This window comes from Pseudomonas sp. PI1 (genome assembly GCF_000812405.1).
Lineage (GTDB): Bacteria > Pseudomonadota > Gammaproteobacteria > Pseudomonadales > Pseudomonadaceae > Pseudomonas > Pseudomonas citronellolis.
The window spans coordinates 24,564-46,309 of sequence record NZ_JWMC01000031.1; the positions used below are offsets into that span (position 1 = coordinate 24,564).

The following is a 21,746-nucleotide window of genomic DNA, read 5'->3' on the forward strand; positions in this document are numbered from 1 at the left end:
TCCCGCGGGTCTTTCGCGCCTGGGCCGGCCGCGAGGCTGACCCGCACTCACCAGCACGATCAATCGAATAGCGGCTGTCCCTCTGCGAAGAGCGGGCAAGGGCTTTTGCATGCTTTGCGCAGGCAGCCAACGGGTGGAGAACAACGATGCAATCAGCAACCCCCGCAATAACGCTGGCCGAACTGAACCCGTCGGACGTCGACGCGACCTATCGGAAACTCAACCTCAGAATCCTGCCTTTCCTGTTCATCTGCTATGTGCTCGGCTTCATCGACCGGGTGAACATCAGCTTCGCCCACCTGGAGTTCAGCGCCGACATCGGCCTCAGCGAAGCCGCCTACGGCTTCGGCGTGGGCCTGTTCTTCGTCGGCTACATCCTCTTCGAGGTGCCGAGCAACCTGTGCCTGCAGCGTTTCGGCGCGCGGGTCACCATCTCCCGGATCATGATCCTCTGGGGGTTGATCTCCACCTGCATGATGTTCGTGCAGACCCCCATGCAGTTCTACGTCGCGCGCATAGCGCTGGGCTGCGCCGAGGCGGGCTTCCTGCCCGGGGTGATTCTCTACCTGACGTATTGGTACCCGTCCGGGCGCCGCGCCCGCGTCACCTCCAGGTTCATCCTCGGCATCGCCGCGGCCGGCACCATCGGCGGCATCGTCTCCGGCTGGATCATGCACAACATGGGCGGCGTGTACGGGCTGAAGGCCTGGCAGTGGCTGTTCCTGCTCGAAGGCTCGCCGTCCATCGTCGCCGGCGTGATCGCCTACTTCTACCTGGCCGACAAGCCGGAGCAGGCGAAGTGGCTCAGCCCGGCGGAAAAGGCCATCGTCCAGGCGCACCTGGCCGAGGACGCCAGCGCCAAGGCCGCCGTCGAGAAGGGCCACGACTTCTCCGCAGCGCTGCGGAACCCCTGGGTCTACATCGCCGCCTTCGGCTACTTCGTCATTCCCTGGGCCGGCTCGGTGCTGAACTTCTGGGCCCCCACGCTGATCAAGCAGTCGGGCGTGACCAACGTCTGGTACATCGGTCTGCTCTCCGCGCTGCCCTGGGTGGTCGGCGCGGTCGGCATGCTCATCGTCTGCTGGAACTCCGACCGGGTGGTGGAGCGCCGCTGGCACTTCATGGCCTGCATCCTGGTGGTGGCCGGCGCCGTCGCCGCCATCGGCTACCTGCCGTCGAACTGGACGCTGTCGATCGTCCTGCTGTCGATCATGTGCGTCGGCTATCTCTCGGTGACGGCGTTGTTCTGGACCATTCCCACCGCCTTCCTGTCCGGCACGGCGGCGGCCGGAGGCATCGCGCTGATCAGCAGCCTGGGGCAGGTGGGCGGGCTGACCGCGCCCATCGTCATCGGCTGGGTGCGCGGGGCGACGGGGAGCCTGTCGTGGGGGATGTATACGGTTGCGCTGGTGTTGATCGCGGGTGGCCTGACCATACTGCTGGGGATTCCCAGGCGCATGTTGCGGGAGAACAAGGCGAAGTAGGGGGCTTTTCACCGATGGGGCCGAGGTGCTTTTCGTAGGATGGGTTGAGCTTGCGATACCCATGCGGTGGCGGTGATGGGTATCGCTTCGCTCAACGCCATCCTACGGGGCGTTGTGTTCACCGGTGGCTTCGGTGTTTTGGTTTGGCGCCTTTCCCTCTCCCTAACCCTCTCCCTGAAGGAAGAGGGGACCGTTCGGAGTGCGCTGATATTCAGCGTTAGCCGGCTTGTACTGAGTTGCCGGCTGAAGCCATTCCTTCTCTCGGCACGGACAAAGCCCCCTCTCCCTTCAGGGAGAGGGCTGGGGAGAGGGAGCAGAGTCGACCAGACACACCAAGGCAACCAGACACACCAAGGCAACAACATATCGCCAATCTACAAATAATGATTATCATTCGCCACCTACCGCCACACCCCACCAGGACACCCCATGCCCCCAGCCCCCGCACCCACCCAGGGCACCCCCGGCCTGGCACCAACCCGCGACGGCCGCGAGCTGTTCTACCAGACCCTCCCAGGCCCGGCGGAAGGGCAGGCGCCCACCGTGGTGTTCGAGAGCGGCCTGGCCGCCAGCCGTTCCTTCTGGGGGCTGGTCCAGCCTTTGGTGGCCCAGTGGACCCGCGCCGTGGTCTACGACCGCAGCGGCCTCGGCCGCAGCCCGGCGGACGCCCGGCCGCGCAGCATGCAGCGGATGGCCGACGACCTCAACGACCTGCTCGACCACCTCGGCCCCGGGCCCTTCGTGCTGGTGGCGCACAGCGGCGGCGGCCCCCTGGTGCGCGCCGCCACCGCCGCGCGGCCGGAGCGCATCGCCGGGCTGGTGCTGGCGGACGTCTCCGACGAAGCCTGCGAACTGATCTTCACCCCGGCCTTCCGCCGCCTGGAGAAATTCGCCCACGCGGCCAGCTGGCTGCTGGCCCGCTGCGGCTTGCTGGAGCGCTGCTACCGCAAGGCCATCGCGGTGCTACCCGAAGACGTACTCGCCGACCTGCGCCGGGAAGGCTTCAGCATGTCGGTGATGCACACCCGCGGCGCCGAGCTGGCCGGCCTGGTGGCGGCGCTGGAAACCTATCGCAACCAACCGCCGGTGCTACCGGATATCCCACTGACAGTCATCTCCGGCGCCCTGGCGGACTTCGGCATGAGCGAGTGCATCCGCGCGGCAGCCAACGCCGCCCATGCCTACCGCGCCCGGCAGTCGCCCCAGGGCCGCCATGTGCTGGCCGAGCGCTCGGGCCACGGGCTGATCCTCAGCGAACCGGCGCTGGTGGCCGAGGAGATCGCGCGGCTGCTCGGCGTGGCGGTCTAGCCAGGCGGTTGCTTTTGCCTGACGGAATGGTCATACGGCTCTGGCTGACAGAGACCGCGAACCACTAGACTCGCCGGACACAATAATGCCGAGAGCCGTGACCTTGTCCCGAGCCGCAACGAGATTCGCGTCCCTGCTGCCCCGCCTGTGCCTGGCGTTGCTGGCGCTACTGCCGGCCCTGGCGCCGGCCTGCGGCAAGACCCTGCGCTGGGACGACGACCCGCCCTTCAGCATGCTCCTGCCCAATGGCGAGATCGGCGGCATCAACGTCGACATCAACCGGCTCACCCTGGAGCGCCTGGGCTGCCAGGTGACGCTGGTCAAGCTGCCCTGGGCGCGGGCGCTGAAGGAGCTGGAGCAGGGCCGCCTCGACGTATTGCCGGGGGCCTTCCGCCGGCCGGAGCGGGAGGTCTACGCCTACTTCTCCGGGATCATCCTGCAGCCCTCGCGGAACATCCTGTTCATGCGCAAGGGCGACCCGGCCCGGGACGGTCTGCATGGCCTGCTGGACCTGTTGGGCACCTCGTTCCGCCTGGGCGCGCAGGTCGGCGTGAGCTATGGCGAGTCCTACCAGCAGCTGCTCGCCAACCATGACTTCGCCAGCCGGGTGTTCTTCAACCCCAGCCGCGGCAACCTCTGGCACATGATCGACAAGGGCCGCCTCGACGGCATCATCGCCGACGAGAACAGCGGCCTCTACGAGCTGGAGCAACTGGGCCTGAGCAAGCGCATCGGCCCCACCGCCGTGGTGGTTTCCAGCGATGCGGCAGAAGTCGCCTTCAGCAAGCGCAGCACCACGCCGGCGTTCGTCGAGCGCTATGCCCGGGCCATGCGCGAGCTGGTCGAGGGCGGGGAGTACCAGGCGATCCTGCAGCGTTACCTGAGCCCCCTGTAGGAGCGCGCCCTGCGCGCGATTTCGCGGGCAGGGCCCGCTACAGGTCAGGCACGGTAGTCCTCCCCCCGTAGCGGACCTTGTCCGCGATAGCCGGAGGTATCGGCGCGGTTCGCGGATAAGATCCGCTCCTACGCTGCCCCACCCACACCATTCCCCTGTAGGAGCGCGCCCTGCGCGCGAATCGCGGGCAGGGCCCGCTCCTACAGGTCAGGCACGGTAGTCCTCCCCCCGTAGGAGCGGACCTTGTCCGCGATAACCGGATGCCCCGGCGCGGATCGCGGATGAGATCCGCTCCTACGCTGCCCCACCTACGCCGTTCCCCTGTAGGAGCGCGCCCTGCGCGCGATTCGCGGGCAGGGCCCGCTCCTACAACAGCGTCATGCGCCGGGCCTCAGCCCAACCCCTGCGCCCGCAGGTGCGCCTTCAGGGCCTCGATGAATACCCGCACCTTGCGCGTGTTGCGCCGGTGCGGCAGGAACATCACGTGGATGGTGGCGCCGAAGGCGCTCTGGTCGCGCCAGCAGTCCGGCAGCTGTTCCACCAGTTCGCCGCGGGCCAGGTAGGGCAGGGCGCTCCATTGCGGCAGGAACTGCACGCCGCGGCCAGCCAGCAGGCAGGCGAGCAGGAAGTCGTAGTTGTCGCTGGCCAGGCGCGGCACCGGCTGTTTCAGGCGGATGCGCTCGCCGTCGCGGTTCACCCACCAGAAGTTCCGGTTGAGCATGGGGTGGCGGAAGATCAGCCAGTCGTGCTCGGTGTAGTTCTCCAGGGTCACGTCCATGCCCTTGCGCGCCAGGTACGCGGGGCTGGCGCACAGCAGCAGGTGGTTCTCCAGCAGCGGCTGGGCGATCACCCCCGGCAGGTCGACAGGGCCGTCGCGCAGGGCCAGGTCGTAGCCGCCTTCCACCAGGTCGGCGAACTCGTCCTGCAGGTCCACCTCCAGGCGCACCTGCGGGTAATCCTCGAGGAAGGCGCAGCACACCTGGTTGAGGAAGGCCGGGGCGAAGGAGGGCGGGGCGGCGATGCGCAGGGTGCCGCGCAGGTCCTTCTGCAACTGCTCCACTTCCGCGCCGGCCGCCTGCAGGTGCAGCAGCGCCTGGCGCGCGCCCTCCAGGTAGATCTGCCCGGCCTCGGTCAGCGCCATGCGCCGGGTGGTGCGCTCGAACAGCCGCGCGCCGAGTTCCGCCTCCAGCTGCGCCACGCCCTTGGTCACCGCCGAGGGCGTCTTGCCCAGGTGTTCGGCGGCGCGGCTGAAGCCGCCGTGGTCGGCGGTGGCGACGAACATGGTCAGGGCGGTCATCTTGTCCATTTATCTATTCCTGTCAGGCACAGAAGTTGTGCAAAAAATCGGCATTAAAGCCGTGCCGGGCTTTGGTTAACCTGCGTTCACACAACAAGAATCTGGGCGAACCCATGAAAATACTGATTCCGGCGCTGGTGTCCATGGCCTGTGCTTTTTCCTCAGCGGAAAGTATGGCCGCCGCTGACCTCATCCTCCACGGCGGCAAGGTCTACACCGCCGAGCCCGGCCAGGGCCTGCAACAGGCGGTGGCCATCGAGAACGGCAAGGTCCTGGCGGTGGGCAGCGACGAGCAGGTGCTGCGCCTGAAGGCCGCCGGCACCCGCGTCGTCGACCTGCAGGGCAAGGTGCTGATGCCCGGCTTCATCGACTCCCACAGCCACACCGTGAAGGGCGGCCTGCAGATGCTCCAGGCCAACCTCGACGGCGAGTTGCTGCCGGTGCCCGAGCTTGAGAAAAAGCTGCGCGAATGGCGCGACAACGGCAAGGCGAAGCGCGGCGAGTTCCTCAGCGTCGGCGGCCTGCCGTCCACCTACTGGGGCGACATCCCGGGGCTGGAGAAGACCTTCAACCAGGGCGAATGGGCCCAGGTGCCGATCCTCTTCGTCGGCTGGGACCTGCACACCGGCTGGGCCAACCAGGCCATGCTGAAGCTCGCCAAGGTGGACGCGGCGAAAGTCGCAACGCTCAAGGGCGAGGAGAAAGCCACCCTCGGCGTCCACGCCGACGGCACCCCCAACGGCTTCCTGGTGGACGCCGGGCTCTACCCGCTGCAGGCGCTGTTGCCGCTGCCCAGCACCGAGGAGCTGACCCGCGGCGCCTATGCCGCGCTGCGCTACTACAACAGCCTGGGCATCACCGCCTGGATGGACCCGCTGGCCAACGAAATCCCCGGCGCCGACATCACCAACGCCTCCACCGGTGTGCTGCCGATCTACAAGGCGCTGGCCGAGAAGGGCGACCTGTCCGCCCACGTCGCCGCGTTGCTGATGGCCGACTCCAAGGCCACCCCGAAGGACCTCGACGAGCTGGACAAGGTGCGCCAGCAGTTCCTCGGCGTGCCCAACCTGACGCTGCCGGGCATCAAGATTTTCGCCGACGGCGTGGCCGAGGTGCCGGCGCAGAGCGCGGCCATGCTCGAGCCCTACAAGAACACGCACAAGTTCGGCGAACTGCTGATCGACCCCAAGCACTTCGGCGAGCTGGTCAGCGCCGCCGACGCCCGCGGCTGGCTGGTGCACGTGCACGCCATCGGCGACCGCGCCATCCACGAGGCGCTCAACGGCATGGCCCAGGCGCGCCGCGACCGCCACAGCGGCATCCCGCACTCCATCACCCACCTGCAGATGGTCAACCCCAAGGACTTCGAGCGCTTCAGGCAGTTGGACGTGATCGCCTCCATGCAGCTTTACTGGGCCAGTGCGGATGAATCGAGCATCGACCTCGTCAAACCCTACGTGGACGCCATGGTCTTCATGTACACCTACCCGGCCCATTCCCTGCTCAAGCACGGCGCCACCATCGCCGGGGCCAGCGACTGGCCGATCACCACGCCCGACCCGTGGAAGGCCATCTACCAGGCGGTGACGCGCAAGGGCCCCAAGGGCGTGCTCAACGCCGACGAAGCCATCGACCGCCAGGTGATGTTCCAGGCCTACACCCTCAATGCCGCGCGCATGCTCCGCCTGGAAGATAGCATCGGTTCGCTCAAGCCCGGCAAGCAGGCCGACATGGTGCTGCTGGACCGCGACGTCTTCACCGCGGAACCCGAAGCCCTGCGTGACACCCAGGTGCTGACCACCTGGTTCGCCGGCCGCGAAGTCTACAACCGGCCGCTGACAGCCCAGCGCTGATCAGCCGGGCGGGGAAGCCCGCCCAGCGTTTTTCCAAATCGACAAAGGAGCCTTGCAGTGATCATCCATTCCTTCGTGAGCGAAACCCGCGAGCCGTTCGAGCGCGGGCGGCAGATTGGAGAGCGGTGGGCAGAACAGATTCGGCGCACAGTGGCGCTGTACCTCGACTTCTTCCCCCGCGTGGGCGTGCCCGCCGAACAGGTGCGCGGCATCGGCGAGGCCAGCCTGGCCGCGCTGGACGCCTGGTGCCCGGCGCTGGCCCGGGAGATCGAAGGCCTGGCCGCCGGCGTGCAGTTGCCGCTGTGGCAACTGGCGGCGCTGAACGCGCGCACCGAAATCCTCGCGGTGATGCCGGCGCAGCCGGTGGAGGGCGAGTGCTCCACCGCGGTCTACGCGCCCCACGGCGCCGCCGCGCCGCTGAGCATCCAGACCTGGGACTGGCACGACAGCCTGGTGCCCCACGGCCTGCTGCTGCAGCTGGCCGCCGGCAGCGGCTTGACGGTCAAGCTGTTCACCGAGTTCGGCATGCTCGGCAAGATCGGCGTCAACAGCGCCGGCCTGGGCATGCACTTCAACATCCTCCACCACGCCGGCGACAACGCCGAGGCCGGGGTGCCGGTGCACGCCATCGCCCGCCGCGTGCTGGAAGAGGCCACAAGCGTGGCCGAGGCCATCGAGCTGGTGGGCTCGGCCCGCGTCAGCGCCTCCACCGTGCTGACCTGCTTCAGCCGCGACGACGCCGAACTGCGCGCCGCCAGCATCGAGATGAGCCCGGCGGCCACCGCCGTGGTGCCGCCGCGCGCCGACGGCTGGGTGCTGCACACCAACCACTTCGTCGACCCGCAGCAGGCCCGCGGCGAGCGCACCGCCGACGTCTCCACCACCTACGCGCGCTTCGACCACCTGGCGGCCATGGCCCCGGGCATGGCCCGCGAGGGCCTGGCGCAGCGCGCCGAAGCCTTCTGCGGCGAGGCCGGCGAGCAGGCGGTGGTGTGCTTCCACCCGGACCTGTCGCAGCCGGACACCGAGCGCTGGGAAACCCTGCTGACCATCGGCCTGGACAGCGTCGGCTGCAACCTGGAGTACCACGCCGGCAATCCGCAGGCCCTGGCCCGCGACGGCTCCCTGCGCTTCTGAGCTGAACGACCCACCCCCGCGGCGGCCACCCGGCCGCCGCGCGGAACACTGCTGCCACAAGAACAAGAGCAGACCACCATGATCGACCACACCCCCACGCCCGGCTCGCGCTCGGCGTTCAAAACCTTCTGCGTCTCCGGCATGGGCACCGCGCTGGAGTTCTACGACTTCGTCATCTACGGCTACGCCGCCGCCCTGGTCTTCCCCAAGCTGTTCTTCCCCGGCATGGACCGCCTCACCGCGGTGCTGGTGGCCTTCGCCGCCTTCGGCGCCGGCTTCTTCGCCCGGCCCCTGGGCGGCGTGGTGTTCGGCCACCTGGGCGACCGCTACGGGCGGCAGAAGGCGCTGGTCGCCACGCTGCTGCTGATGGGCATGAGCACCCTGCTGATCGGCTTTTTGCCGGACTACGCCAGCCTCGGCATCGCCGCGCCCATCCTGCTGGTGGGCCTGCGCCTGGTGCAGGGCTTCGCCGCGGGCGGGGAATGGGGCGGCGCCGCGCTGTTCGGCATCGAGGTGGCGCCCCGCGGCCGCCGCGGCCTGTGGGGCAGCTTCACGAGCATGGGCATCGGCATCGGCGGCATCTTCGGCTCCGCGGTGTTCGCCCTGGTCAGCCTGGCCTTCGACGACGACCTGGGCGGCATCGCCTGGCGCATCCCGTTCTGGCTCGGCGGCGTGCTGGTGCTGGTCGGCCTCTACGCGCGCCTGCAGAACCCGGCGCCGGCGCAACCGGCCAAGGCCCAGCCCAAGGCGCGCCTGCCGTTGCTCGAAGCCCTGCGCCAGCACCCGCGCGAGCTGCTGCTGTGCACCGGCATCGCCTTCGGCTACATCACCGTGGCCTACATCAGCACCTTCTTCCTCGCCTACGCCACCGACATCGGCTACAGCAGCAGCCAGGCCTTGCTGTTCGACTTCGCGCTGTCCATCGCCATCGTCATCTCGGCGCCGTTCTTCGGCCACCTGTCCGACCACTACGGCCGCCGCACAGTGATGATCTTCGGTGCGGCCATCATGGCCCTGGGGCTGTTCGCCTTCTTCCCGCTGCTGGGCACCCACCACCTGGCGCTGGCCCTGCTGGCCTACCTGGCCGTGGGCTTCTTCATGGGCGCCACCCAGGGCCCGATCCCGGCCTTCCTCGCCGAACAGTTCCCGCGGCGGATGCGCTATTCGGGCATTTCCGCCAGCTACCAGTTGGGGGCTGCGCTGGGTGGTGGGACTGCTTCCAGCGCGGCTACCGCGATCCTTATCGCCAGTGGTCACCAGCCGGTCTACGTGGCGCTGTATGGCGCGGCGGCGATGGCGCTGGTGGCGGTTTGTTCGTTCGTGATGCGCGAGACGGCGTATCTGGAGATGGAAGAGGTGGACAGCGGCGTGGCGTCGACGGGGGAGGGGGTGCGTAGTTTGTCCTGAGGCGGGGAGCTTTTTGTTTTTTGGAGCGAGCTTGCTCGCGAACAGGGCTTCGAATTGGGCATGGTGTGGGCCCTGAAGAGCGCCCTCTCCCTAACCCTCTCCCTGAAGGGAGAGGGGACCGTTCGGTGTGTTTGGATGTTCTGGAGTCAGCCGGCAACACCGAAGGTTTCCGGCTGACTCCATTCCCTCTCTCGGCACGGACAAGCTCCCTCTCCCTTCAGGGAGAGGGCTGGGGAGAGGGGACGGAGTCAATCCGAAGCACCACAGCTACCGGGTAACTCTGTTCGCGAGCAAGCTCGTTCCTACAAAAGCCCGAAGCCCAAAGCCCGAAACCCGAAGCCCGAAGCCCCAACCTCAAACCGCCCCCCGCCGCCTCACCCCGGGCACCAACCCCAGCACCAACGCACACCCCGCCAGAATGATCAGCGCCCCCAGCCCCTGTACCAGCGACAGCGGCTCGTGCAGCCAGAGCGCGCCCACCAGCACCGCCACCACCGTCACCACGAACTCCACGCTGATGGTGCGGGTGGCGCCGATGCGGGCGACCAGGTGGAAGTACACCACGTAGTTGAAGGCGCTCATCATGCAGCCGCACAGCAGCAGGTAGAGCACGTCTAGCGCCGAGGGCACGCCTGGCGGCGGCACCCAGTACAGCAGCGGCAGGGTCAGCAGACCGCCCACCAGGAAGGCGCCGCAGGTCACCTCCCAGGGGCCCGCCGTGCGCAGGCGCAGCGCCGCGTAGTTGCTGCCGAAGGCCGCGCACACGCCGCCGAAGATCGAGGCCGCGCAGCCGAGCATGAAGGAAGGCGTCACCGGCACCGCCGGGAAGCCCACCAGCAGGAGCATGCCCAGCAGCCCCAGGGCCAGCCCGAAGGCCCCGGCCAGGGTGATGCGCTCCAGCCCCCAGAGGCGGCCGATGACCATGGAGAACAGCGGGATGGCCGCCACGAAGATCGCCGCCATGGCGGTGCCGATCAGCGGCGTGGCGAAGGTCATGCCGATCAGCTGGCCGGCCACCGTGGTGGCGCCCACCACGCACAGCGGCCGCCACAGGCCGCGGAAGTCCAGCACCCGCCCGCTCAGCCGAGCCGCCGCCAGCAGGGTGAGGCTGGCGATCAGCGCGCGGAAGCTCACCGCGCCCACCCAGCCGAAGCCGGCTATCGCCTTGAGCAGCACCAGGAACGACAGGCCCCAGGCCACAGCGAGATACAGGTAGGCGACGAGATCGCGAGGTTGCATGGGGCACCGGCAGAAAAGGGAAGGGGACACGTGCGAAAGCGCCCCGGCGGGGCGTGTCTATCTTGTCCGAACGGCCAGCTCGGCGGGAAGGGGGCTGTCGCTTCTGGCTGTCTGCATGCCGCAGCGATGCCAGCCGGGCGAACCACACGCCCCGGGCATTAGGAAAACTGATCGCGCATTCGCTGAAATCATCGGAGTCGATCTGGAGTGCGCCCCGCCGCGGTGCTAGAAATAGCCCGCGCCAGCCCCCTCCGACCGCCGATAGAGAGACGCTTCGATGCAACCCGTACTGCCCCTGATCGACCCTGAGGTCGCCCGCCTGGCCCCCGGCTTCCGCGCCCTGAGCCTGACGGCCGAGGCCGCGCCCATCCTGCGCCCGGAGGTAGCCGGCGAGGCCGTGGAGCGCGCCTGCCGGGTGCTGCTCGACGGCGGCCCGGCCTGGGCCGAGGCGCACATCGCCGCCTGGGCCGAGGTGTTCCGTGGCTTCGGCGCCAAGCCCCAGCGCACCCCCTGCTCGGTGGAAGCCCTGCGCAAGCGCGTGCTGCGCGACGGCAGCCTGCCGAGCATCGACCCGCTGGTGGACCTCTACAACGCCATCAGCATCCAGTACGCGCTGCCGGTGGGCGGCGAGAACCTGGCCGCCTACGTCGGCACGCCGCGGCTGGCCATCGCCGACGGCAGCGAGCCGTTCGACACCTTCAAGGAAGGCCAGCCGGCCAACGACCCGCCGCTGCCCGGCGAAGTCATCTGGCGCGACGACCTGGGCGCCACCTGCCGCCGCTGGAACTGGCGCCAGGGCGTGCGCACGCGCCTGGACGCCGAGGCCCGGCAGATGTGGTTCATCCTCGAAAGCCTGCCGGCCATGCCGCTGGAGGCCCTGCACGAAGCCGGCGAGCGCCTGGCCGAGGGCCTGCGGCGGATGATGCCGGGCGTGCGGGTGGAGCAGCTGCTGGTGAGCGACACCGGAGCGAACTGACCCGGCTACCCATTGCCCATCAAAGCCGAAGGCCGGAGCCCGCGCCTCCACAAGGAAGCACAGGCCCCGGCCTTCGGCCATCCAGGCGGCGCGATCAGCCGCCGCTACGCTCGGCCCGTTGCTGGGCCAACTCGTACAGGTGCCGCGCCTCGCCGGCCAGCGGCACCAGCGCCGAAGCCAACCGCGAGGTTTCCTGCACCAGCACGTCGTCGCCATCGTGGCATTCCAGCACGTGCAACAGGTCCTCCAGCGCCGCCAGACGGCGCGCGGCGGCATCGTACAGATGCGCCGCGGGCGCGCCGGCATTCACGAACAGAACATCCTCGAAGGACTGATGGTGCAGCGGCACCAGTTTCGGATCAACCATGGCACACCTCCAGGGCGAGGACGCAGGGCAGGGGGGACGGCAAGGTGAACACAGCAAGATGTAAGCGACAGTGCATTTCCGTTGCTCCTTCTGGGAGGGAGAAACCGCCAGCCCGGAGAGAGGGGCGGCGGATCGTGCGGGGGTCGCAGTACCGGCACCGTTGATGCGCATATAACCGGCCAGGCCGAAGCCTGCCCCGCACGATCCGCCATGACTGCACTACGCAGCAGGCAAGAAAAAGCGCCTGTGCAGGAATGCTTTGGCGCTTATACGCGAACAACGGTGCACGGGGCTGCGACACCCCGGCCACGGGATTGACCGTGACAGGGAGCGAATCTAGCGACGGCCTTTGTAGGCCCACAAGGGAGAATGTGGGTGGGAAATTTCAGGTGAATCCGCAGCTCGCGTCACAGGCCGAAGAGGTAGCCCAACACCGCAGCCGCCATGGCCAAGGCCGCCACCACAAAAGCCGGCTGTGTTCTGTTTTGATGGTCAGGGCCGGGCTTGAAACCGCAGAGCCGCCTGCTCTGCTCGTTTGTGTTGGGTTGAGGAAGGTAGCTACTGGCGCTCCCCTTGTACGTGGCCAATGCTGCTGATTGCTTGCGCCAAGCTGAATGTGCGTCCCACACAAGATATTTGAATGCGCTCGAGCAAGCCTGTATTGCTCGAAAATTGAACTTCTTCGTAGCGCACTACGGGTAGCTTTCGGTTGTTCTTGAAGCGTCTGTCTGGGCCACCTTTTTTGTTCACAAATTTCCAGGTCGTGTTGACGATCTCGGCGTCTTTCGGAACAGCACCATCTTCGATGAAGTTGGTCGTTGAAATGTCAACCTTCAGGTTTTCATAGGACACAGCGCCCACTCCGTTGGCTTCGAATACGAGCACCTTGTCCGGGAAGAAATATAGCGTCTGGCGACCTACTGGGATGCAGGGTGTAGCAACATTGGTTTTGACGAAGGGCGGGTTTTTGAGTGCAAGCGCTATAGAGCTCCTAGTCACCAGATGACTGGCACCGGCGTGATATTTGCGATCAAGCACTTTCCCTTGGGCCTGTAGATGCCAGGTCGCTCGACAGCTTCGGACTCCTTCGAACGCGGTGTGCAGTTGCTCGACGACACCTGCGAACTCTGACTCGATGTCGTAAAGCATTACGGTTGTTTTTCTCAGCAAGTCCCAGTAATAAGTCGCCAACGTAAGCAAGCCACCTACGATTAGCGCCATGAGGCCAGCCCAGGGGGGAAGCTGCTTATTCGCTGTGAGGACGAACGCACCGACTGTGAGGGCTGCGACGAGAGGCCAAAGGCGTAAACGCTTACGTTTAGCATTCAGCTCATCGACGATTGCTTGAGATGAAGAATCAACCATCAACCCAATCTTGCCGCTGTCAATTTCCTTGAGAGGTTCGTGAGTGCGCAATTGGGTGTCGAGCACCGGGGAGGGGACTCGTGTTGGTTTGGGCGGTGCAATGGCAGGTGCTGAGCCATTCGGTGAAAGCGTCTGGCGGTAATGAAAGCCTCCGCGGCCCATGTGGATGTAGTTGCCCCTCGGTCCAGTCCCTACCCTGAGCCCTTTGATGCCCGCCGAGACACCTATTCCGGACTTCGACAGGTTGAACCTGAACGGCCCAACCCGAACGGACTTGCGAATGTATAGACCCATGTTCCCTCCGGGCTGAGCGACTGGCTCCTAGCGGTGGAGTATCTCTCCACCGAACGGCCGTCTTGCGCAGCTATAGCAGTGTCCGAATGGTCAACAAGCAGCTCAGGAAAGCAGCTTATCGATCACCCCCTGGATCCTGGCTCGACTCGAAGCAGATACTTTGCTCAGTCCAAGTTCTCGAGCCATGGCATAGAGCAAGTCATCGCCTACGAGGCTCTGATCTGTCAGTGCACGTGCCAGTGCAAGAAGTTCCAAACTGCAGATCTCATCGGCGGAGCGCATGTTAGTGGCGTCTGCAGGGCGTCGGTAAGCGATTGCTTCGCGAGTTGGTAACCGGCGAGGCCAGTAGAACTGCCCTACGTCCTCTTCAACCTTGCTGTGTTCGCGATCTGCCACATTTGCGACTCGATCACGGATTCGCGCACCTGTGCGTGTCCATCCGTGCGCACGAGCGATTCGGCGCGCGAGCGTGGTATCGAGGATTGGTCCTTCCTCTTCGATCACATGCTTGATCATCATGTCCAGGACGGCGTCATAGCGTGTATCGAAGAAAGCGTCCGGATCCACGCCTTCCACTGCACTGAGCGGATCGCTCTCGCGGTAGTAAGCGAAGGCCATTGAGGAGCGCGCTACGTCTGCTCCCGCATGGGCGTAGCGCAGGTTTGGAATCTCAGCCTCATCCAGTTCTGGCTCTGGTTCGAGCGAGGATGTGTCCGGCGACTCGAGGTTGGATTTGTCGCTGTGCAATTCGACAACATTGTCGCTGTTGGCGATTTCGCTTTCCGCAGTAATGGTCGCTAGTTGCTCTTGGGCTTTGCGTGCGACTCGTTGCTGACGGCTTTCAGCTAACAGGACTTCAAGGCGTTCATGGATCTTCTGTGCTGTGCCATGCGAGTCAATCCACCAGTCGGTTGACCAGATACGCAGAATTTCCCATCCCAGCCCTCTCAGCACCTGTTCACGTAGTTTGTCCCGATCACGAGCGGTCGCGCTGCGGTGATAGGTCGCTCCGTCGCATTCAATGCCAGCGAGGTATCGCCCAGGAGCGTCAGGATCGATAACCCCGAGGTCGATTCGGAATGAGGACACACCCACTTGGGTGACGACCTGCCAACCTTTTAGGCGCAGTGCATTTGCAACAGCCTCTTCGAATGGGCTGTCGTATCCACCCAGGCTTCCGGTATCGACTTCAGCAAGTGCGCGAGCGCCGCGCTCGGCAAATTCGAGGAAGTGCTTGAGATCGCGGACTCCCAGAGCTTGGGTGCGTGCAAGGTCTATCTTCTCAGCTCGCAGAGTGCTGAAGACGCGAAGCTCATGGCGAGCCCGGGTCACGGCAACGTTGAGCCTGCGCTCACCGCCGGTTCTGTTCAGGGGCCCGAAGTTCATTGCGACATTTCCCGCAGCATCAGGGCCGTAAGTGATCGAGAAGTACATGATGTCGCGTTCGTCACCCTGGACGCTCTCCAGGTTTTTCACGAAGACTGGTTCAAGTTCGTTCTCCGAGAAGTAGCTTTCCAGCGTTGGATCCTTTCTGCGTTCAGTATCGAGTAGATCCTCGATCAACTTTTGTTGTTCGCCGTTGAATGTCACGACACCGATGGTTAGCTTGCTCTCTCTGAAACCAGGGCTGCGCAGCCGGCTGATCAAATCATTGACCAGTGCTTTGGCTTCTGCCGGGTTGGTGCGTGCGGAGCCTTTCTCGTACACCCCATTGATGATGTGCAGACTGACCGCCCGATCAGTCGTAACGGGGGAGGGGAAGGTGACCAGCTTGGATTCGTAGTAGCGCTGGTTCGAGAACGCAATCAGGCTCTCATGCCGACTACGGTAGTGCCAGTTCAGGTTGCGGATTGGCAGGTTGGCGCTGATGCACTCATCTAAAATGCTTTCGAGATCAGCCTCGATATCACCGTCGTCCTGAGTGGATTCGGCGCGGTCGAAGAAGGACGTGGGCGGAAGCTGTTTGGGGTCACCAACCATCACTACCTGCTTACCTCGGGCGATCGCGCCGATAGCATCCCAAACTGGGATTTGCGAGGCTTCGTCGAAGATCACCACATCAAAGACGCTCGAGTTTGCAGCCAGATATTGGGCGATGGAGAGCGGACTCATCAACAGGCACGGTGTCAGTTTTGTCAGTGCATCAGGAATTTTCGACATCAACTCGCGTAGCGGAAGGTGGCGTGTTTTCTTTGTGATCTCGTGCCTAAGAATGCCCCATTCCGAGCTCTTGCTCACCGACTCCTGAGTGGGTAATTCGGCACACAGGCGTGCGCGTAACAAGTCGCGCGTTAGCGCTGTGAAGCGGTCGTCCAGAGCACGAAAATCACGAATGCGTTGCTCATGCTCGACACTCACGAATGAGCGTATGACAGGTTCATGATCAACAGCTGTGTTTAGCCACCAACGGGCATAGTTCGTTTCAAATGCCTTGCGTACGGAGCCTTGCGGAATATGGCCGGCTTTGAGGGCATCGACTAGCGGAAGCAGCCCGAGAGTTGATGCTTCATCGCATGCTTTCTTCCAGGCGCACCAGGCGTGTAAGCCATTGCCGGATTGCACGATCTGCTCACATTGCAAATGCTGTTGGCTGAGTTCCTGTTCCGTGAAGCCGGCTGCATCTTCGACCAAGAAATGTCCAGTCTCGACGAGCTTTTGCATATGGGCGATGTAGTTATCTAGCGATTCCAGCAATTGCTCGCCTGCCAGGGCCAGTTGCCCCTCGGGCTCGAGCAGGGCATTGGCATCACCAAGCAAGCGCCCCAGTGCAGACCTCACACCTTCGACATGCTCCGGTGTCTGGACAAGTGCAGAGATGGCGCCGGTAATGTGAACATGGAATTTGAGTACGCGGGCGACAGCATCCTCCTTCGTATGCAACCCCAACCACAGGCCTGTGGTCAGTTCACGCAGGTCTGCCAGGTCGTTCAGCTCTCGTTCGATTGCTTCACGTTGCCGAAGAGTTTTCAGCTCCCCCTGAAGCCATTCACCACAGGCGCCACTAGCAACGAGCTCATGCTCGTCTTCCAAGCGTCCTTCCTGTTGGATAGACCGTCGTGCACGTTGGAATGCCACTGCAGCGTTGAGTGCCTTGGCTTGGGTCTGCAGACCAGCCCAGAGCGATCCTGTAGTCAGCGCGAGTGGGTCGAGTGTGGAAATCTCCCCCTCAAGAGTCCGAACTTCTCGCATCCGCTCAAGCGTTTCCTTCAGCGCTGTACCAGCTTGCCCCTGACTGATGAGATCAAAACCTTCATCTGCCCATGCGCGGCCTTCGACGGACGCTGCAAGCGACGCTTGCAGGCGCATGACTACAACCAGAAGTGCAGGATCAGTCTTGAAGCCTTTCCAAACAGCGCTGGAAGATTGCCCTGGATCAATCACATCGAGGCGGGCACGGAGTTCTCGAATGGCTATCCAACGTTGAAGATCCTCAGCGACTGATGCCGAGGCAGGGGATACTTGGGTATTTGCTAACTGGCCGCGGATCCTGCGTTGAGTGAGCCAGGATTTTGGCCAGATCGATTTGCTGGCTTGCTCCCATTCTTTCAGCAGCGCTTGGACATCCAGCGCCTCAATGGCATCGGAATATCCAACGGACAACGTCTGTGTGACTCGTTCGACCTCGGAGAGGAGTTCCAGGCCTTGGTTTAGCAGAATCATGCTCGACACCGGCCAGGGTTGGGGAAGGCCAGCTTTGAGCTCAGCATGTAGCGCCAACAATCCCAGGCCGCGTTGGCATTCTTCCAAGGTGCTGGACGTCCAGACAGGGGGGAGCGTCTGATTGAGCTTGCGGTGCTGCTCGACGAGTTTCAGGCCCGCCTCCAGACGTTGCCCGATGGCACGGGCGTCGGGGCGGAGCACGAAACCCCAGTTCTGTCCGGCGGCAGCGGGAAGGATCTTCGTCAGAGTAGCTAGACCTTTGAGTATCCTGATATTGACCGGCAACGAGGGCAGGCCAGACATTTGGATGTAGCGCTCACTGGTTTTTTGCACCGCATGGATGGCCGGGCCCAACTCGCGTGCCGCTTCGATAATCTGGTGTTGCCAGGTGGGAGACCAGTCGCTGTTTCCAATCAGATGCAGAGGGTGTTGGTTTAGCGTGTTGAAACCGACAGCCTGTGCGTTTACCTCCAAGCGGTCAGCGATTTCCCGCATGGCGAGCAGATCGGCGGACTGATGTTGTGAATGCGATGTCCATGCGAGGCTGACCGGGGCGATGTCCTGGTTCGTGCTTACTATGCCAATGGCGTTATAGATCGTGTACCCGTTGGGGTAACGTTTGTGCAGTCTCTCGACATAGAGGTTCAGAACATCGCGATGGCCCTGCAGGCGTTGGGCCTCGACCTGCCAGGTTTCTGCATCAGCGGTACCACGAGCCTCCCAAGCTGAGTGCAGTTGAGAAAGAACTTCAGTTTTCTTCGACTTGTTCGAATGAACCTCGAGGCAAAACTCCCCCAGGCCAACTTCGCGTAGACGCCGGTATACCACATCCAGAGCGGCGATCTTTTCAGAGACGAAGAGCACGCGTTTTTGTTGCGCAATGAACTGGGCAATCATATTCACGATCGTCTGACTTTTGCCGGTGCCCGGCGGGCCGATCAGAACAAAGTCGTGCCCTTGCGTTGCCGACAAGACAGCTGAAAGTTGTGACGAGTCAGAGGGCAGAGGGCAGAAGATCTGCTGTGGACTGTACTGCGTATCCAGCATCCGTTCTGCTGGGAATGCTCCGTTACCGCCGCCGTTGAATGCATCGCGTGGAGTATCCAGTAGATGTCTGACCACTGGGCTCTGGCGAAGGGCTTCAGAGCGCTCCGAGAGGTCTTTCCACATCAAGTATTTGGCGAACGAGAACATCGAAAGGACGACATCTTCGCTGACCTCCCAGCCTTTGATGTCTTTGACCGCGTGGGCAACCGTTCTCCAGATCAGCGCTACATCAAGGCCGGAGCTGTCCTTAGGAAGCTCTCCTTCGCTGATGCCCAGGCTCAGTTCAAAGTCCTGACGGAGCATCTCCTGAAGCGTCGGGTTGAAGCGTGGTTCATCATCGTGAATAACCAGGGTAAAGCCTGCACGAGCGCTCTTCCGCTCTAGCGTTACCGGTACCAAAATCAGCGGTGCCCGATAACGTTGGCTTTCTCTGTCCTCGCGTGTCCAGGTGAGGAAGCCCAGTGCTAAGAACAGGGTGTTGGAGCCGCCTTCTTGCAGATTTGTTCGGGCACCGCGATAAAGCTCGGTGAGCCTGGAGTCCAACTCAGCAGCGGGCAAGCCAACAAATACCTCGTTGCGCTTTAAAGCATCCAAAGCATGCTGACGTCGTAGATCTTCGCGCTCTCGTTCTTCATGCAGGGCTTGATCGCGTGGATCGGCACCATCCATGAGATCCGGACGTGTCAATAGCTTCAGGTGTTGCCCGCTGGCGAGGATGTCCTCGAGTGCTGCGGCATCTGGAGCTTCTAGCCGTACGGCCTTCTTTCCAGCTTTGAAGTTCAGAAGGTTGTTGCGCAAGGACAGATCGAGCAACTTTCGTTGCCAACGGGCGAGGCGATCTTTCGGATCCAACGAGGCAGTATCGACTTCAACAGGAGCGTCATCAGGAAGGTCAGGCGGCAAATCAATGAGCAGTTCCTGGCCAGCCCGGTTCTGTTCTTGAGTGATGCCCGTGAGGGTTGGCGTCGCTTCTGCACTGGCTAACGGTTTGATTCTTTGCAGCCGCGCGCGCCGGATATCCAAGGCGAGCTCGAAATCATGCTCCTGCCCCTCCGCAAGATGCTGGGTGCCACGCTCAATGGCGTATGAAAGCGACGGTATGTTTGGCTGAGTAATCAACGTGGTCTCGAACAGCTTCAGCTCGTTGAGCTTGATGCGTTTGCGCAGCGCGGTGATGTCGTCGACTGTGCTGTTCGAGAACTCTTCGGCTTTGAGCCAGAAACCCGCGAACGCGTGCCCTCGCGTGAATATCAGCAGGGGATTGAGGCCTGCTTGCTCCAACGCTGCACAGAACAGTAGTGACAGGTCGAAACAGGTTGCCAAGCCGCTTTCCAAGATGTGGTTCGGGCTGCGTACTTTCTGGCCGAATTGCTCGAAGCTGGCTGGAGGAAGCGCGTAATCCAGCTTAAGAGACGCCACTGCAGCCCAGATCGCCGATGCGATCTCCCAGGCGTGCGCGGAACCACCGGAGTATCCGTTCAGCGCGGGATTTTTGCCTTGAGCGCGCAGAACTTCCGCTGCTTTTTTCAGCAGCCGTTCGACAGCGATGTCGTTAGGTTGGACGAATGCTGCCGTCATGTCGGGAAGATGTGATAACCCTCCCCACTGGCTGCGTGGCAGCAATTCCAGATTGAGTTCATGACGAGCGACTTCTTGGCGCTCTTCGTCAGCATTGCCCTGAGCCGTCAGAACGAAGGTAACGGTTGCGCTCTCGGTCTCAGTAAGTCGAGCAAGCAGTGCACCATCGATTTGCAGGTCAAGCCCGGGAATTGGAAGAAATGTACCTGGGCCCAGAGCGTCGATGTGCCAAGTCTTGGGTTTGAAGACGAGAGGGTCGGATAGGAGCTGAAGTTCCAGGTCGTTGTATTTCAGGTCAGTATCATTGACCAGGCGCAACTCCCGAATCACTGGTACCGAATTCTGGAAGTCGGCCAGATTCAGCTTTGCTACCAGTGTGGTCTGAATGCGAACGGTTTTTATCGGAGCAGGTTCTACAGCCTGGACGGTGGCTTGCGAATCCTGGGGCAGCTCGCTGTCGGGCTGTGCAATAACTTCGTCGTTCATGCCGCTCTCCTTGTTCAAACCGGGCCATGACGCCCGGTGGCGGAAGACTCTCGAATCAGGTCCTCCCCTGACGCGCGCTTCCATGCATCTCGTCATCCTAACTGCCGGGGGGCATGATGGCGAGTGGCCAACGGGGTATGCTGACGAGCCGCATAGGGAATGGAACAAGTCATGTGGACTCGGGGCTCTGAATGCTTACGATGCTGTACGTCCGTTCCCGATCCCCATGGCGCCGCTTTTGTCAAAGGGGCCATCTACGAGAGACCAGATGCTGGCGAACACCTGAGCTTGCTCCAAGATGGGGTTGACGGAGATGGTGTTTTCTTTGGGCATGGTGAGTCCTCGATTCCTGCTAGTGCTATGGCGTGGGAAGGGGGGGGATGGGGGCTCATTGGAGCTACTTGGAGCAGTCGAGATGATGTTAGTCAGGGTGATTGCCTTCACTGCCATCTGGGGGGCCTTCTGGTATTTCAGCTCGACCTTCTACATGGGATATATCCATGACGTCGGCGGCGCTTACTGGTCTATGGGCGTTTACGCGCTCCCCGTTTTTGCCCTGGCCTATACAGCCGCTGATTGGAAACTCGCACGCACGTCATATGGCCAAAGGCACCCTTCGTTGACCTTTGCAGGTCTGTGCGCTCTCGGCGTCGCCCTCTATTGGCCAGGCACCATGGCCGTTCTGTGAGGGCCAGGGACCTCGCTTCATACGGATAGCAGTGGCAGGTCTGTCCTGTCGGCGATCGGTCTGCTCCGTGGAGCAGCCCCGCAGGATGGGTTGAGCGAAGCGATACCCATCGCCACAGCCGCGTGCGAAGTGCGCCCTGGCGCACCTGGGGGCGGGGAGTTCCGCCAGGCGGCTTGATTCGGAAAAGGCTTACGCAAGGGGGCTGGAAACCCTCAAGGCCCCATGCCGAGTAGGGGAATAGAGTCCGCCGGGTCAACGATTACCCCGCGCGAGCCCCCCGATATGGACATCCGCCGCCCCCTCCACCAGGCCATCGCCAGCGCCCTGGCCGGCCTTCTGTTCCTCAATCCGATAGTCGCAGCCGCCGCCCAATTGGCGGTGGATGCGGCCGCCGGCGGCAACACGCAGATCGGCGCGGCGGGCAACGGCGTGCCCATCGTCAACATCGCCACGCCCAACGGCAGCGGTCTCTCGCACAATAAATTCAGCGACTACGGCGTTGGCCAGCAGGGCCTGATCCTCAACAACGCCACCGGCAAGACCCAGGGCACCCAGCTGGGCGGGATAATCCTCGGCAACCCCAACCTCAAGGGCCAGGCGGCGCAGAAGATCCTCAACGAAGTCACCGGCGGCAGCCCCTCGCAACTCAAGGGCTACACCGAAGT

General features: G+C 63.4%; 14 protein-coding genes and 1 pseudogene. 9 read left to right on the top strand and 6 right to left on the bottom strand.

The genetic code is table 11. The features are described from left to right. Positions 1-146 precede the first annotated feature (146 nt). From RN02_RS11300 to RN02_RS11310, 3 genes are all read left to right on the top strand, one after another. Positions 147-1,484 carry an MFS transporter gene (locus tag RN02_RS11300; protein WP_043314578.1) on the top strand — a complete coding sequence of 446 codons (1,338 nt, stop codon included), beginning with the start codon at positions 147-149 and terminating at the stop codon, positions 1,482-1,484. 429 nt (positions 1,485-1,913) lie between these two features. After that, positions 1,914-2,792, top strand: a complete 879-nt coding sequence (locus RN02_RS11305; protein WP_043314579.1) for an alpha/beta fold hydrolase — start codon at positions 1,914-1,916, stop codon at positions 2,790-2,792. Between the two features lie 103 nt (positions 2,793-2,895). Further along, positions 2,896-3,687: a substrate-binding periplasmic protein gene (locus tag RN02_RS11310; protein WP_236695178.1), complete on the top strand. Its 792-nt coding sequence runs from the start codon at positions 2,896-2,898 to the stop codon at positions 3,685-3,687. A 391-nt stretch (positions 3,688-4,078) separates the two neighbouring features. Here the strand turns inward: RN02_RS11310 and RN02_RS11315 are convergent, their stop codons facing one another. Then, the gene (locus tag RN02_RS11315; protein WP_043314581.1) at positions 4,079-4,993 is read right to left on the bottom strand and encodes a LysR family transcriptional regulator; all 915 of its coding nucleotides are present in this window, start codon (positions 4,991-4,993) and stop codon (positions 4,079-4,081) included. A gap of 104 nt (positions 4,994-5,097) precedes the next feature. On the opposite strand from RN02_RS11315, the gene RN02_RS11320 reads away from it, so the two are divergent. The 3 genes from RN02_RS11320 (at position 5,098) to RN02_RS11330 (ending at position 9,381) form a co-directional block, all read left to right on the top strand. After that, a complete protein-coding gene (locus RN02_RS11320; protein ID WP_043314582.1) occupies positions 5,098-6,837 on the top strand; it encodes an amidohydrolase in 1,740 nt (579 codons plus the stop codon). 57 nt (positions 6,838-6,894) lie between these two features. After that, a complete protein-coding gene (locus RN02_RS11325) occupies positions 6,895-7,974 on the top strand; it encodes a C45 family autoproteolytic acyltransferase/hydolase (RefSeq protein WP_043314583.1) in 1,080 nt (359 codons plus the stop codon). Between the two features lie 78 nt (positions 7,975-8,052). Further along, positions 8,053-9,381, top strand: a complete 1,329-nt coding sequence (locus tag RN02_RS11330; protein WP_043314584.1) for an MFS transporter — start codon at positions 8,053-8,055, stop codon at positions 9,379-9,381. Between the two features lie 354 nt (positions 9,382-9,735). On the opposite strand, the gene RN02_RS11335 is transcribed toward RN02_RS11330, so the two are convergent. Beyond that, complete coding sequence (locus RN02_RS11335) at positions 9,736-10,620, bottom strand: DMT family transporter (protein WP_043314585.1); 885 nt, start codon at positions 10,618-10,620, stop codon at positions 9,736-9,738. 277 nt (positions 10,621-10,897) lie between these two features. Between RN02_RS11335 and RN02_RS11340 the strand changes: the two genes are divergently transcribed. Then, positions 10,898-11,596, top strand: coding sequence for a B3/B4 domain-containing protein (locus tag RN02_RS11340; protein WP_043314586.1), 699 nt, complete (start codon positions 10,898-10,900; stop codon positions 11,594-11,596). A gap of 94 nt (positions 11,597-11,690) precedes the next feature. On the opposite strand, the gene RN02_RS11345 is transcribed toward RN02_RS11340, so the two are convergent. The 4 genes and pseudogenes from RN02_RS11345 to RN02_RS11350 form a co-directional block, all read right to left on the bottom strand. Then, complete coding sequence (locus RN02_RS11345; RefSeq protein ID WP_043314588.1) at positions 11,691-11,963, bottom strand: hypothetical protein; 273 nt, start codon at positions 11,961-11,963, stop codon at positions 11,691-11,693. A gap of 558 nt (positions 11,964-12,521) precedes the next feature. Then, positions 12,522-13,394, bottom strand: a complete 873-nt coding sequence (locus RN02_RS32245; protein ID WP_232245061.1) for a hypothetical protein — start codon at positions 13,392-13,394, stop codon at positions 12,522-12,524. Positions 13,395-13,475: 81 nt separating this feature from the next. Beyond that, a pseudogene (locus tag RN02_RS34685) lies at positions 13,476-13,622 on the bottom strand (DUF4236 domain-containing protein); the annotation flags it as partial. Positions 13,623-13,724: 102 nt separating this feature from the next. Continuing rightward, positions 13,725-20,393 carry a DUF3320 domain-containing protein gene (locus RN02_RS11350; RefSeq protein ID WP_043273780.1) on the bottom strand — a complete coding sequence of 2,223 codons (6,669 nt, stop codon included), beginning with the start codon at positions 20,391-20,393 and terminating at the stop codon, positions 13,725-13,727. 415 nt (positions 20,394-20,808) lie between these two features. On the opposite strand from RN02_RS11350, the gene RN02_RS11355 reads away from it, so the two are divergent. Together RN02_RS11355 and RN02_RS11360 are read left to right on the top strand one after the other, a co-directional pair. Next, positions 20,809-21,081: a hypothetical protein gene (locus tag RN02_RS11355; protein WP_043273782.1), complete on the top strand. Its 273-nt coding sequence runs from the start codon at positions 20,809-20,811 to the stop codon at positions 21,079-21,081. 282 nt (positions 21,082-21,363) lie between these two features. Further along, positions 21,364-21,746 (top strand): two-partner secretion domain-containing protein (locus tag RN02_RS11360; RefSeq protein ID WP_043314590.1); only part of this gene is annotated, 383 nt, incomplete at its 3' end.

Coding starts and splice junctions, on each gene's coding strand:
- RN02_RS11315 (WP_043314581.1), bottom strand. CDS start 4,993: ATGGACAAGATGACCGCCCTGACCATGTTCGTCGCCACCGCCGACCAC.
- RN02_RS11305 (WP_043314579.1), top strand. CDS start 1,914: ATGCCCCCAGCCCCCGCACCCACCCAGGGCACCCCCGGCCTGGCACCA.
- RN02_RS11340 (WP_043314586.1), top strand. CDS start 10,898: ATGCAACCCGTACTGCCCCTGATCGACCCTGAGGTCGCCCGCCTGGCC.
- RN02_RS11320 (WP_043314582.1), top strand. CDS start 5,098: ATGAAAATACTGATTCCGGCGCTGGTGTCCATGGCCTGTGCTTTTTCC.
- RN02_RS11335 (WP_043314585.1), bottom strand. CDS start 10,620: ATGCAACCTCGCGATCTCGTCGCCTACCTGTATCTCGCTGTGGCCTGG.
- RN02_RS11345 (WP_043314588.1), bottom strand. CDS start 11,963: ATGGTTGATCCGAAACTGGTGCCGCTGCACCATCAGTCCTTCGAGGAT.
- RN02_RS11330 (WP_043314584.1), top strand. CDS start 8,053: ATGATCGACCACACCCCCACGCCCGGCTCGCGCTCGGCGTTCAAAACC.
- RN02_RS11300 (WP_043314578.1), top strand. CDS start 147: ATGCAATCAGCAACCCCCGCAATAACGCTGGCCGAACTGAACCCGTCG.
- RN02_RS11355 (WP_043273782.1), top strand. CDS start 20,809: ATGATGTTAGTCAGGGTGATTGCCTTCACTGCCATCTGGGGGGCCTTC.
- RN02_RS11350 (WP_043273780.1), bottom strand. CDS start 20,393: ATGAACGACGAAGTTATTGCACAGCCCGACAGCGAGCTGCCCCAGGAT.